General features: G+C 59.3%; 13 protein-coding genes. 4 read left to right on the forward strand and 9 right to left on the reverse strand.

The window, feature by feature from the left end:
- Window positions 1-95 precede the first annotated feature (95 nt).
- From msrQ to AD666_RS15410, 6 genes are all read right to left on the reverse strand, one after another.
- Window positions 96-716: a protein-methionine-sulfoxide reductase heme-binding subunit MsrQ gene (gene msrQ / locus AD666_RS15385; protein ID WP_053153446.1), complete on the reverse strand. Its 621-nt coding sequence runs from the start codon at window positions 714-716 to the stop codon at window positions 96-98.
- Complete coding sequence (msrP, locus tag AD666_RS15390; RefSeq protein WP_053153449.1) at window positions 716-1,732, reverse strand: protein-methionine-sulfoxide reductase catalytic subunit MsrP; 1,017 nt, start codon at window positions 1,730-1,732, stop codon at window positions 716-718. The genes msrQ and msrP overlap by 1 nt, the downstream gene beginning before the upstream one ends.
- A gap of 75 nt (window positions 1,733-1,807) precedes the next feature.
- Window positions 1,808-2,653: a CDP-diacylglycerol--serine O-phosphatidyltransferase gene (gene pssA / locus AD666_RS15395; RefSeq protein ID WP_053153452.1), complete on the reverse strand. Its 846-nt coding sequence runs from the start codon at window positions 2,651-2,653 to the stop codon at window positions 1,808-1,810.
- Window positions 2,654-2,797: 144 nt separating this feature from the next.
- Window positions 2,798-3,814, reverse strand: a complete 1,017-nt coding sequence (gene ilvC / locus AD666_RS15400) for a ketol-acid reductoisomerase (protein WP_022641000.1) — start codon at window positions 3,812-3,814, stop codon at window positions 2,798-2,800.
- A gap of 45 nt (window positions 3,815-3,859) precedes the next feature.
- Entirely contained in the window at window positions 3,860-4,351 is a 492-nt protein-coding gene (gene ilvN, locus AD666_RS15405) for an acetolactate synthase small subunit (RefSeq protein WP_003205610.1), read from the reverse strand.
- A 2-nt stretch (window positions 4,352-4,353) separates the two neighbouring features.
- Window positions 4,354-6,078 (reverse strand): acetolactate synthase 3 large subunit, encoded by a 1,725-nt coding sequence (locus AD666_RS15410; protein ID WP_053155330.1) that lies wholly within the window; start codon window positions 6,076-6,078, stop codon window positions 4,354-4,356.
- A gap of 401 nt (window positions 6,079-6,479) precedes the next feature.
- On the opposite strand from AD666_RS15410, the gene AD666_RS15415 reads away from it, so the two are divergent.
- Window positions 6,480-6,905 carry a DUF4124 domain-containing protein gene (locus tag AD666_RS15415; protein ID WP_053153456.1) on the forward strand — a complete coding sequence of 142 codons (426 nt, stop codon included), beginning with the start codon at window positions 6,480-6,482 and terminating at the stop codon, window positions 6,903-6,905.
- Between the two features lie 6 nt (window positions 6,906-6,911).
- Here the strand turns inward: AD666_RS15415 and AD666_RS15420 are convergent, their stop codons facing one another.
- From AD666_RS15420 to mrcB, 3 genes are read right to left on the reverse strand one after another with little or no spacing between them, the layout of a single operon-like run.
- Entirely contained in the window at window positions 6,912-7,241 is a 330-nt protein-coding gene (locus AD666_RS15420) for a YqcC family protein (protein WP_053153459.1), read from the reverse strand.
- Entirely contained in the window at window positions 7,241-7,975 is a 735-nt protein-coding gene (locus tag AD666_RS15425) for a M48 family metallopeptidase (protein ID WP_053153462.1), read from the reverse strand. The genes AD666_RS15420 and AD666_RS15425 overlap by 1 nt, the downstream gene beginning before the upstream one ends.
- Before the next feature lie 16 nt (window positions 7,976-7,991).
- On the reverse strand, window positions 7,992-10,310 hold the full coding sequence (gene mrcB / locus AD666_RS15430; RefSeq protein ID WP_053153464.1) for a penicillin-binding protein 1B: 2,319 nt from the start codon (window positions 10,308-10,310) through the stop codon (window positions 7,992-7,994).
- Between the two features lie 149 nt (window positions 10,311-10,459).
- Between mrcB and AD666_RS15435 the strand changes: the two genes are divergently transcribed.
- From AD666_RS15435 to AD666_RS15445, 3 genes are all read left to right on the forward strand, one after another.
- Window positions 10,460-12,016, forward strand: a complete 1,557-nt coding sequence (locus AD666_RS15435; protein ID WP_053153467.1) for a bifunctional aminoglycoside phosphotransferase/ATP-binding protein — start codon at window positions 10,460-10,462, stop codon at window positions 12,014-12,016.
- A 90-nt stretch (window positions 12,017-12,106) separates the two neighbouring features.
- Complete coding sequence (locus AD666_RS15440; protein ID WP_053153470.1) at window positions 12,107-12,448, forward strand: pentapeptide repeat-containing protein; 342 nt, start codon at window positions 12,107-12,109, stop codon at window positions 12,446-12,448.
- Between the two features lie 218 nt (window positions 12,449-12,666).
- Window positions 12,667-12,939 (forward strand): TfoX/Sxy family protein, encoded by a 273-nt coding sequence (locus tag AD666_RS15445; RefSeq protein ID WP_053153473.1) that lies wholly within the window; start codon window positions 12,667-12,669, stop codon window positions 12,937-12,939.
- The last annotated feature ends 172 nt before the right edge of the window (window positions 12,940-13,111 follow it).

Raw genomic sequence — 13,111 nt, forward strand, 5'->3', positions numbered from 1 at the left:
CTACTTAACTCATTGAATCTCAAGAAGTTTTCCGTTTCTACTGCGCCGGAAGTGGGGCGAATTATAGAGACTCAGAATCTGCCGTCAACCCTTAATTATGCTTTTGTTGAAAAAGGAACCTTGCGCCCCATTAGACGCGGGATCCGACGCATCACCGGCGGAACTCTCAGCACCAGCAGCGAGACGCCTATGCCAGCATAGAGGCTCCACTCCTGAAGGTCCGCCCGTACGATCCAGAGCATATGCAGCAACCCAAGCCCCAGGATTGGATAGACCAAACGATGCAACTTTTTCCAGCGTGCGCCCAATCGCCGTTGACTATAGCGGTTGGACGTAAGCGCCAAGGGCAACAAACCGAGAAAGCCAAGCACACCGACGATGATGTAAGGCCGCTTGCTCAACTCGATCCCCAACTGCGACCAGTCGAAACCCAGGATAAAAGCCAGATAGCTGGACAGGTGCAACACCACATAGGCAAAGCACCACAAGCCAAGTTGACGCCGGACCGAGATCCACCCTGCCCACCCCGTCAACTTCTGCAGCGGCGTCATGCTCAAGGTAAGCAGCAAAAGAATAAGCGCCCCCAAACCAAGCCTGTCCACCAACACCTTGCCAGGGTCAGGCCCCAACGCATTGGTCAGCGCCTGATAAAGCCAGAACAGCGGCCAGACGGCCGCTGCCACGAAAACGCCGATTCGCCAAAGTGGAAAACGCATCAGTAGTCCTTCCTCAAGTCCATCCCCGCATAAAGAGAAGCGACCTCGTCCTGATAACCGTTGAACATCAAGGTATCGCGCACGTTGGGACTGAATAGCCCGCTCGGCAAACGACGTTCATGGGCTTGCGTCCAGCGCGGATGATCCACTGTCGGATTGACGTTGGCATAGAAGCCGTACTCATCTGGCGCGATGCTTTGCCATGTCGTTTTGGGCTGTTCGCTGACCAGGCTGATGCGCACAATGGATTTCACACTTTTGAAACCGTATTTCCATGGCACCACCAACCGCAATGGCGCGCCGTTCTGGTTCGGCAACTCGCGTCCATACATACCAACCGCGAGGATGGCCAGCGGATTCATTGCCTCGTCCAGCCGCAGCCCCTCGACATAGGGCCAGTCGATCAAGGCAAAGCCCGAACGCTGCCCGGGCATGACCTTGGGATCCTGCAATGTTTCAAAACGTATGTACCTGGCCTTGGAGGTCGGCTCAACCTGCTTGAGCAAGGCCGAGATGGGGAAACCGATCCAGGGAATGACCATCGACCACGCTTCAACACAGCGCAGGCGATAAATCCGCTCCTCCAGTTGGTAAGGCTTCATGAAGTCTTCCAGAGCATAACGCCCCGGCTTACCCACCTCGCCGTCCACCACAACGCTCCAGGGCTCGGTTTTCAAGGAGTTCGCGTTGGCAGCCGGATCCCCCTTGTCGGTCCCGAACTCATAGAAGTTGTTGTAATGGGTCGCGTCCTTGAACGGCGTCACCGACTCATCTTTGACGACGACCGCCCCCCACTGGATAGACGGCAGTTTATCGGCGAACCAGGACGGCGCCTTGCCGGGTTGTACATCGGGATAACGTGCGGCGTCGGCAGCATATGCCCAGGGTGGCAGGCCACCCATGGCAAGGCCAGCCACCATGGTTGCCCCCAACATTTGACGACGGGACAGATAGAGGGATTCAGGGGTGACGTCCGATTCACGGCAATCGGACGACTTGGGGATCTTGATCAACATGACGACTCCGCAGCATTGGAGGGCAGATGTACCAATAGACTGCGGAGTATGGGGGAAATTACATTAAGGCAACGTTTAGCGTCGGCGAAGGCGCAGCAGGTACTGCACCGGCCCGGAAGCGGCATACGCGAGAAACACCAGCAGCAGAATCCGTGGCGGATCACTGAAAACCACCGCGAAGACCAGTACCACCGCCAGAATCGCAACGAATGGCACGCGCCCCTTCAGATCCAGCTCCTTGAAACTGTTGTACTTGATGTTGCTGACCATCAGCATACCGGCTGCGGCTACGAGCAACGCCACCAGGAAGGACATTTTCGACCCCTGGATGCCATAGTCGCTGAACGCCCAGACAACCCCAGCCACAACACCTGCCGCAGCCGGACTGGCCAGGCCGATGAAATAGCGTTTGTCAGCCTTGCCAACCTGGGTATTGAAACGCGCCAGACGCAACGCGGCGCCCGCCACATAAATGAAGGCGACCATCCAGCCAACCTTGCCCATGTCTCCCAGCGCCCAACCAAACGCCAGCAATGCCGGGGCCACGCCAAAGGCAACCATGTCGGACAGCGAATCATACTCGGCGCCGAACGCGCTCTGGGTATTGGTCATGCGCGCCACCCGCCCGTCCAGGCCGTCGAGCACCATAGCCACAAAGATAGCAATGGCGGCAAAGGCAAAATAACGACTCGCCCCGGCACTATCGCCAGCGCTCAATGCAGCCTGGGCGCTCATGGAACTGATGATGGAATAAAAACCGGCGAACAGGTTTGCGGTGGTGAACAGATTCGGCAGCAGATAAATGCCACGATGCCGGACCTTGCGGCCTTCAGCGTCATGACCTTCTTCGACGTGCTCATCGATGGGCAGCATGCTTTCGGCGTCAGGAGCCTGGTTTGGCTCGTCGGGACGTTCGCTCATGGACAGTACCTTGCAACGGTGTGAAAAAATTCGACAGGTGTCTGGGACGACGGTTCGGCCGCAAACGATGCAGCTTTATACCAGAAGCCGTCGCTCAAACGAAAAAACGCGGCCGAGGCCGCGTTTTCCGATCAAGCTCGCGACTCAGTTCTTGGTTTTGTCGACGATCTTGTTGGCGCTGATCCAAGGCATCATCGAGCGCAGTTGCTCGCCGATGATTTCGATACCGTGGGCAGCGTTGTTGCGACGCTTGGCAGTCATCGAAGGATAGCCGGTGGCGCCTTCGCTGATGAACATCTTGGCGTACTCGCCGTCCTGAATACGTTTCAGGGCGTTGCGCATGGCCTGGCGGGACTCGGCGTTGATCACTTCCGGACCGGTCACGTACTCGCCGTACTCGGCGTTGTTGGAGATCGAGTAGTTCATGTTCGCGATGCCGCCTTCGTACATGAGGTCAACGATCAGCTTCAGCTCGTGCAGGCACTCGAAGTAGGCCATTTCTGGAGCATAGCCCGCTTCCACCAGGGTTTCGAAACCGGCCTTGACCAGCTCGACGGTACCGCCGCACAGAACGGCTTGCTCACCGAACAGGTCGGTTTCAGTCTCGTCCTTGAAGGTGGTTTCGATGATGCCGGTACGACCACCGCCGACGCCGGCAGCGTAGGACAGGGCCACGTTCTTAGCGTTGCCCGAAGCGTCCTGGTAGATAGCGATCAGGTCAGGAATACCACCGCCCTTGACGAACTCGGAACGTACGGTGTGGCCCGGAGCTTTCGGCGCGATCATGATCACGTCGAGGTCCGCGCGTGGCACAACCTGGTTGTAGTGGATCGAGAAGCCGTGGGAAAAGGCCAGGGTAGCGCCCTTCTTGATGTTCGGTTCGATTTCGTTCTTGTACAGCGCGCCCTGGAACTCGTCCGGGGTCAGGATCATGACCAGATCCGCGGCGGCAACGGCAGTCGCTACGTCAGCCACTTTCAGGCCATGGGCTTCTGCCTTGGCGACAGTAGCCGAGCCTTTGCGCAGACCGACGGTTACGTCGACGCCGGAGTCTTTCAGGTTGCACGCCTGGGCGTGACCCTGGGAACCGTAACCGATGATGGCGACTTTCTTGCCCTGGATGATCGACAGGTCGCAATCTTTATCGTAGAAAACTTTCATGAATTTCCTCTCTATCCGGCCGTTCAGGCCATTCGCTAATTTGGTTTAGATGCTCAGCACTTTGTCGCCACGGGCAATCCCGGTGACGCCACTGCGTACGGTTTCCAGAATCGAGGCAGTGCCAATCGACTGAATGAAGCTGTCGAGCTTGTCGCTGGTACCGGTCAACTGAACGGTATAGACGCTGGCGCTGACATCGACGATCTGCCCACGATAAATATCGGTGGTGCGTTTGATCTCGGCGCGCTGCGCGCCGGTGGCCTTGACCTTGACCAGCATCAGTTCGCGCTCGATGTGAGCACTTTCCGACAGGTCCACGAGCTTGACCACCTCGATCAGCTTGTTCAGGTTCTTGGTGATCTGCTCGATGATTTCATCGTGGCCCACGGTGGTCAGCGTCAGACGCGACAGGGTCGGGTCCTCGGTTGGCGCCACGGTCAGGCTTTCGATGTTGTAGTTGCGCTGCGAGAACAGGCCCACTACACGAGACAGAGCACCCGGTTCGTTTTCCAGAAGCAGGGAAATAATATGTCGCATGATTAGGTACGCTCCGTCTTGCTCAGCCACATATCGCGCATGGAACCGTCTTTGATCTGCATCGGATAGACGTGTTCGCTGGTGTCCACCTGGATATCGAGGAACACCAGGCGGTCCTTCATGGCGAAGGCTTCTTCAAGCCCGGACTTCAAGTCCTTCAGGTCGGTGATGCGGATCCCCACGTGACCATAGGCTTCGACCAATTTGACGAAGTCCGGCAGCGATTCCATGTAGGAATGCGAGTGACGGCTGCCGTAGCTCATGTCCTGCCATTGACGAACCATACCCAGCACGCCGTTGTTCAGGTTGACGATCTTCACCGGCAAACCGTACTGCATACAGGTGGACAGCTCCTGGATATTCATCTGGATACTGCCTTCGCCCGTGACGCAGGCGACGTCGCTATCCGGGAAGCTCAGCTTCACGCCCATGGCCGCCGGAAAACCGAAGCCCATGGTGCCCAGGCCGCCGGAGTTGATCCAGCGGTTGGGTTTGTTGAACTTGTAGTACTGCGCGGCGAACATCTGGTGCTGGCCCACGTCGGAGGTCACGAAGGCGTCGCCCCTGGTCACTTCGCACAGGGTCTCGATCACGGTCTGCGGCTTGATCACGCTGCCATCGCCCTTGTCATAAGGGAACAGGCCACGGTCGCCACGCCATTCGTCAACCTGCTTCCACCAGCTGGCAACGGCCTCCTTGTTCGGGGTCTCGCCGATTTCCTTGAGGATGGCGACCATTTCGGTCAATACGCTTTCCACTGGCCCAACGATCGGCACGTCTGCCTTGATGGTCTTGGAAATGGACGCCGGGTCGATGTCGATATGGATGATCTTCGCGTTCGGGCAGAATTTCGCCGGACCGTTGATGACCCGGTCGTCAAAACGCGCGCCAACGGCCAGGATCACATCCGCATGGTGCATCGCCAGGTTGGCGGTGTAGCTGCCATGCATGCCGAGCATGCCAATGAACTGACGATCGGTGCCCGGGAATGCACCCAGGCCCATCAGCGTATTGGTAACCGGCAGGTTAAGCATCTTCGCCAGTTCGGTCAGCGGCGCGGAGCCACCACCGAGGATCACGCCGCCACCGGAATACAGCACGGGACGTTTGGCCGCCAGCAGCATTTCGGCCGCCTTGCGGATTTGCCCGGAGTGGCCGCGTACGGCCGGGCTGTAGGAACGCAGCTTGGCTTTTTTAGGGAAGACGTATTCGAATTTCTCGGCCGGGTTGGTCATGTCTTTCGGGACATCGACCACCACCGGGCCTGGACGACCGGACTCGGCCAGATAGAAAGCCTTCTTCATGACTTCCGGGATTTCCGAAGCGTGCTTGATCATGAAACTGTGCTTCACGATCGGCCGGGAGATACCGATCATGTCGGTTTCCTGGAACGCATCGGTACCGACCATGGTGCTGGGCACCTGACCGGAGATGATCACCATCGGAATGGAGTCCATGTAGGCAGTAGCGATACCGGTGATGGCGTTCGTGGCGCCAGGGCCGGAAGTCACCAGCACCACGCCGGCCTTGCCGGTGGCACGGGCATAGCCGTCAGCCATGTGGGTTGCCGCTTGCTCGTGACGAACCAGGACGTGGGTCACTTCCGGTTCTTTGAACAGGGCATCGTAGACATGAAGAAGAGCACCACCCGGGTACCCGTAGATATATTTGACGCCTTCGTCACGCAGGAAGCGGACGAGCATCTCACCGCCAGATAAAAGCTCCACGTTGTTCACCTCTAAAACGCCAGAATACCGACCCTCAGGAAAGGGGACGGGTCTTAATAGGTTTACTTCTCGGCAGAGCATGAGCGACGGTGGTCGCCGACTACGTCAGCACTGACTGAGCAAGTATTGGGATCGTCCCAAGTGTTGCGGGCCTTTCCCACCCAGCGCGAGGTAACGCGTTGCGGGTGTAACAGGTCGACGCGGATATGCGCCTCATGATCTGCCGAGTGGGTCTGCTTCTGGCAGTCCCTCTACAGCGGACTTTGGATTCTTCTGTTTCGCCTTCTGCAAGTCAAGTCGTCTATGTGCTTTATTCAAGTAAGCGCATGAGAACGCAAGAAAAAACCTTTAAACGGCAACTGTGTTAGCTTCAATTGCGCAACCCAAGACAAGGAAACAGCATGCGAACGTTATTGTTGACCGCCGGCCTGCTGGTCGGCATGAGCCCGATGTGCATGGCCGGCCAGGTCTACAAGTGGGTGGACGCCCAAGGTGTCACTCACTTCGGCTCTCAGCCCCCTCAAGGCACGGAAGCCACCACCGTAATCAAATCCGCTGCGCCACCCGCTGGCAAACCGCCAGCGCCCCCTTCCGGCGGCACCATTGGCGATCAGAAGGCCATCGACCAGGACGTGAAGAAACAGGTCGCCGAGCAGGAAGCCCAGCTCAAGGTCTTCTGCGAACAGGCCCGGACCAATCTGGCGCAGCTGCAGAACAATCCCAGGCTGCGCGAAGAGGTGGAAGGGGAAATGCGCCGCCTTACGGACGAAGAACGGAGCCAGCGTATCGACGAAACGCGCAAGCAGATCGAAGAACACTGCCAGTGATGGCGATCAGCTGACCTCTGCGATCAATTGGTCGAACTGCGCCAGCAACCGCTGCAGTTCGATGCCCTGCCCTGGCCGCTGGGCATAGACCATCTCGGCCATGGCCAGGATGCCCGAGGCATTGGGCAATGGCAGGTCGTTTTCCAGGATGGCTTTCATGCGAGGCAGGAAAATCCACTGCAGCCACTGCTCGAAATCCAGGGTGTCGACCGCGAACGGCTCGACGCTGGCCAGCGCTTCGTCCGAAGGCGAAACGCTGCTCCACCACCCCTGAACCCGTAGCTCTCGCTCGATCAGCAGCAACTGATCGGCGATCCGAGGGAAGCGAACGTCCATCAGAGCGAAACCTTGGCCTTCTGACGGGCCAGCGCCGCGCCAGCGGAATCGCCCTGCTTCTCGCGAGCCTGGGCGATCAATTCCCACAGGCTGGCCTGAAGTGCCGGACGGCCACTGGTGAATGTCAGGCCACGACGGGCCAGTTGCTCGGCTTGTGGCGCATCGCCCTGGGCCAGACGCACCTGGGCCAGGCGATAAAGAACCTGGGGTTCACGAGGCGCAACGCGTTGCGCACGCTCCAGGCTCGACGAAGCACCGTTGAGGTCGCCACCGGCCTGTTGTTGCTGGGCCGTGGTCAGGAGGGCCAATACCGGTCCGTCCAGTTGTTCATCCGCGGACAAACCGCCGCTGCTGGACGGAGCAATGCTGCCGGGCGTCGACGGCATGCTGTAGCTGCCCTGGTCGATTGGCGAACCACTGACAGGTCCGGGTGTAATCGGACCCGACGTGACCGGCCCCGGCGTGATCGGCTGGCTACTGATCGGAGCCGAAGTGGCGGCGCCGCCACCCGGTACCATGACCACGACGCCGGAATCACCCTGAGGAATCGCCTGGGCCTGCCCCTGCACCGGGCGTTTTATCGTCGTCTGCCGGAAACCGCCACTGGCGGAGACTCGCTCGCTATTGGAAACCGCCGTGCCGGCATCCACCACCGGAATCGAACCACGTTGTACGGTGGAGCAACCACTGAGCAAAGCCACGGCAGTCACCGCTGGAATCAACCACTTATTCACTTGAAACCCTCTTTGCTTAATTCATCCAGTCCTTGACCCAATCCATCACCGATTCGGCGGGATTCGTACTGCCACAGGCGGCACCGGGTGGCGGTTCGCTGCCGCGAATATACGGCATCTGCACCGCTCCCGGACAATTGGCGTCAGAGCCCTGTCCGGTACGGGAATCTACCCAGGCCTGAACGATGTTGTCCGGTTGCGGCATGTCCAGCGGCAACGGGTCGGCCTTGCGCATGAAACTGGTCCAGACTTGCAACGCGCCGGTGGCACCGGTGAATGGCGTCTTGCCGTTGTCATCACGGCCAAGCCAGACCACAGCCAGCAGGTCCTGGCTGAAACCTGCGAACCAGCTATCGCGCGAGTCATTACTGGTACCGGTCTTGCCTGCCAACGACAGAGTCCGGGGCAACACGTTATAAACCGAACTGCCGGTGCCTTCACGCATGACACGTTGCATGGCGTTCTGGATCAGATAAATGGAAGCCGGATCGAAGCGCTGCTGGATCTGGAACGGGTAACGCTTGAGTGGCTCGCCGTCCGCGGTAAGCACGCTGCGAATGCCGCGCATCGGCGTATTGAAGCCGCCGTTGGCCAGCGTCTGGTACATGGCCGCCACTTCAATTGGCGTGAGGCCGCCGGCGCCCAGCAACATTGATGGGAAGGCCGGCAGTTCGCGATTGACACCCAGGCGAGCCAGGGTCTTGAGCACGTTCGGCACACCGACTTCCATTCCCAGGCGCGCGGTCGACAGGTTGTAGGAATGCGCCAGCCCCTGGTACAGAAACACCGTGCCATGAGTACGGCGGTCATAGTTTTGCGGTTTCCAGACCTGGCCGTCTGCCCCTTTTACCGAGAACGCCTCGTCGGACAGCCAACTGGTCAAGGTGTACTGGCTCGGTTTTTCCAGAGCCGTGAGGTATACCGCCGGCTTGATCAGCGAACCAATCGGACGCACCGCATCCAGCGCCCGGTTGAATCCGGCAAAGCTGGCCTGGCGACTGCCGATCATGGCCTGCACCTCCCCCGTTTCGGGGTTGGTCACTACCATCGCGGCCTCGACCTCGTCCGCGCCCTTGCGGCCACCCAATCGCTTGAAGGTATCTTCGACCGACGCTTCGGCCTTCATCTGCAGGATCGGGTCGAAACTGGTGAAGATACGCAGGCCTTCTTCGGTCAGGTCTTCATCGCGGTAGTCCTCACGCAACTGACGTTTGACCAGATCAAGGAAACCGGGAAACGAGCTATCCGCCAGGCTGCCGCGCTTGGTCACGCCCAATGGCATTTTCTTGGCCGCCTCGACTTGCTCGGCCGTCGCCACGCCCTGTTGCTGCAACAGATCGAGCACCAGGTTGCGCCGTTCCAGGGCACGCTCGGGGTTGCGGCGCGGGTTATAGGAAGAAGGTCCCTTGACCATGCCCACCAGCAATGCCACCTGGTGCAGCTTGAGCTCGGACAGGGGCTGGCTGAAGAAGAACTGGCTGGCGAGACCGAAACCGTGCACCGCCCGCTGGCCATCCTGGCCGATGAACACCTCATTGAGGTACGCCTCGAGGATCTCCTGCTTGTCGTAATGCAACTCCAACAGCAACGCCATCATGGCTTCAGTGAGCTTGCGAGTGAGGCTGCGCTCGTTGGTCAGGTAGAAATTCTTGACCAGCTGTTGGGTCAGGGTACTGCCGCCCTGGCGCATGTGGCCTGACGATGTGTTGACCCAGACAGCCCGGGCAATCGACTTGGGCGAAACGCCAAAGTGGTGATAGAAATCGCGGTCCTCGACGGCGATCAGCGTGTCGATCAGGAACGGTGGCACCTGGTCGAGCTTGATCAGGATCCGGTCTTCCAGATTCTTGGGGTACAGGCCACCAATCAGCAGGGGCTCGAGGCGCACCACCGAGAGATTCGCATTCTTGGCGCCGGTCAGCGCAGCCACATAATCGCCGGAAAAACGCACGCGCACCGATTGCGCCTGCTCCATGCCTTCATAGAACTGGAAGCCACGGGTATTGAGATCGACGGTATTGCCGTTGACGGAGGCCGCGCCCGGCCCGTTGGCCACGCTCTCGCGGCGGTAGCCCAAGGCATCGAGCTCGGTGAGGAAGTCGTCACGGCTCAGTTTCTGGCCGACGAACAGCTCCAGGGGGCGTGCATAGACCTTGGCCGGAATCATCCAGCGTTTGCCGGAGAATTTTTCCTGGACAATGGCATCGAGGTAGACGGCAAAACCGACGAGCACGACAAGGCCCACCAGGCTCAGTTTAAGGGCCCAGCCCAACCAGGGCCGCAGGCGGCTGGCGGGTGGTTTCTTTGGGGTACGGGGGGATCGGGTACGAGTCATGGCGGCGGATTATACGCACTTTGCGACGGTTCAACATGAGCCTGCAAAACGGCCTGACAGAACGGAGCGTCCAGCCTCTGCGGTTTGCGTTAGCGCCGCTTGCAGCCATAATGACGGCCTTGAATTTTCCAGACTCTGAAGGATCGCCTGTGAGCCAGTCCCTGATCGCTGCCCTGCAAAACCCGGCCCTCTTCCCCCACCCCGTCGAAGGGTTCCAGGTCATCGAAACCCACATTTCCTGGGTCTTGCTCACCGGCCCTTACGCCTACAAATTCAAAAAGCCGGTCAACTTCGGTTTCCTCGACTTCACCGACCTCGAGGCCCGCAAGCATTTCTGCGGTGAAGAACTACGCCTGAACCAGCGCCTGACCCAGGATCTTTACCTGGAAGTGCTGCCGGTGACCGGCAGCATCGACGCCCCACAATTGGGCGGTGATGGCCCGGCCATCGAGTACGCCCTGAAGATGCGCCAGTTCCCGCAGAGCCAACTGCTCAGCACCTTGCAAGCCAATGGCGAACTGACTACGGCCCACATTGACGAGATGGCCGAGCAGATTGCCCGCTTCCACCTTTCTACGCCCAGGGTCCCCGCCGAGAACGAGGCCGGCACTCCCGACAGCGTGATGGCACCGGTTCGGCAGAACTTCGAACAGATCCGCCCGTTCCTCAGTGACAAAGCTGACCTGGCTCAGCTCGAAGCGTTGCAAGCGTGGGCCGAAAGCAGCTTCGAACGCCTCAAGCCACTGTTCACCCAACGCAAGGCCGAAGGTTTCATCCGTGAATGCCACGGTGACATCCACCTGGGCAACGCCACCGTGATCGACGGCAAGGTGGTGATTTTCGACTGCATCGAATTCAACGAGCCGTTCCGCTTCACCGACGTCTACGCCGACACAGGGTTCCTGGCGATGGACCTGGAAGACCGCGGCCTCAAGTCATTGGCCCGGCGATTCGTCAGCCAGTACCTGGAACTGACCGGCGATTACCAGGGCCTGGAACTGCTGAACTTCTATAAGGCCTACCGTGCCCTGGTCCGAGCCAAGATCGCGCTGTTCAGCATGCCGGCCGAAGCCGACCCTGTGCAGCGAGCCACTACCCTGCGCCAATACCGCAACTATGCCAACCTGGCCGAAAGCTACAGCACCATTCCTTCACCGTTCCTGGCCATTACCCATGGTGTTTCGGCGGTGGGCAAAAGCCATGTCGCGATGCGCCTGGTGGAGGCGCTGGGCGCGATTCGCCTGCGTTCGGATGTAGAGCGCAAGCGTCTGTTCGGCGAGCAACAGGTGCCGAACGACCCACAGGCCGGCATTTATAGCAGCAACGCCAGCAGCGCCACGTATGCACGCCTGCATGAAATCGCCGGCGCCATCCTGCGCGCAGGGTTTGCGGTGGTCATCGATGCCACCTACCTCAAACATGACCAGCGCGACGCGGCCGCGAAAATCGCCGAAGCGACAGGCGCCCCGTTCCTGATTCTGGCCTGTGAAGCACCGCAAGCGGTCATCGAAAGCCGCCTGGCGCAGCGTCAGGCAGACCGTAAAGACCCGTCCGACGCAAACCTGGCCGTGATCGCCACCCAACAGGCCAGCCGCGAGCCTCTGACGCCGGAGGAAATCCTGTGCAGCAAGCCGGTCCAGACCAATGAAAGCGAGACACTCGACGAGGTCGTCGCGCAGATTCGCCAGCGCCTCCCTGGCCTGTAAACCACTATCAGGCCGTGAAGCGACGCCCGGCTTCACGGCCAACAACTGGTGGCACTATACTGGCGTCATAAAACCAACAGGTGCTATGACATGAGCCATCCCAAGCTTCTCAATACCCCGCTTTATGCCTTGCTGCGCAAAGACGACATCGCGGGCTTCAACAGCGAACGCCCCCAAGGCCCGGTCGACATGCGTGGCGGCGACTTTCGTGGCCTGGATCTGCGGGAGCTGAACGTGGACGACGTCGACTTTACTGACGCGTACTTCCGCTCCGCCGACTTGCGCGGCGTCGATTTTCGCAAATCCAAACTGGAAGGCGCGAGCCTGGCCCACGCGCAGATATCCGGCGCTTATTTCCCGCCGGAACTGTCCGCCGACGAGATCCTCATGTCGATGAACTTCGGCACCCGGTTGCGTTACCGCACCCGCTGATGGCCCCGCTGATGGCGTAAGTACGACTGAGCACCACTGTCTCCAGCGCCCCCGCTCGCGCTGGACACAGGCATGCCGATGCGTGCCGCGCCATGTCGTGCGTTGTGCCTTAGAAGCTTTTGCGACGATTGCGACCAAAGAATCACGCTTTTCCTACTGAGCGCTACACTCCTGAAAAGCTTGCCCACTGCAACAGTCGGCCGTCGCAAGGAGGCTCGATGAATGATGAATTGCAACATCTGAAAAACCTGGGCAAGACATCGGCCCAGTGGCTACACGCCGTAGGCATCCACAGTGCTTCCGATCTGCGTCGGCTCGGAGCGGTCGACGCCTACCGCGCCGTGCGTACTCGTGGATTCCGGGCATCGAAAGTATTGTTATACGCCATCGAAGGCGCCTTGATGGATGTGCACTGGAACGATATCCCCGCCGAACGCAAGGAAGCCCTGAATCAACAGTTGGATGCCATTTCCACGCGCAACAAAGCCTGACAACACCCGTTACCTGACGATGCGTGACAACCGCCTTGGAGTATTTCAAGGTTTCGTTAAAAGAAAGTTTGACTTGGTAATGAGAATCGCTATGATTACCACATCCGGTCGCGAGACTGGTCGATATTTGAACAGCCCTTGGTTCGGACTCTCAGATATCTCCTCATCAGGC

Source organism: Pseudomonas sp. Pf153 (assembly GCF_001269775.1).
Taxonomy (GTDB): domain Bacteria; phylum Pseudomonadota; class Gammaproteobacteria; order Pseudomonadales; family Pseudomonadaceae; genus Aquipseudomonas; species Aquipseudomonas uvaldensis.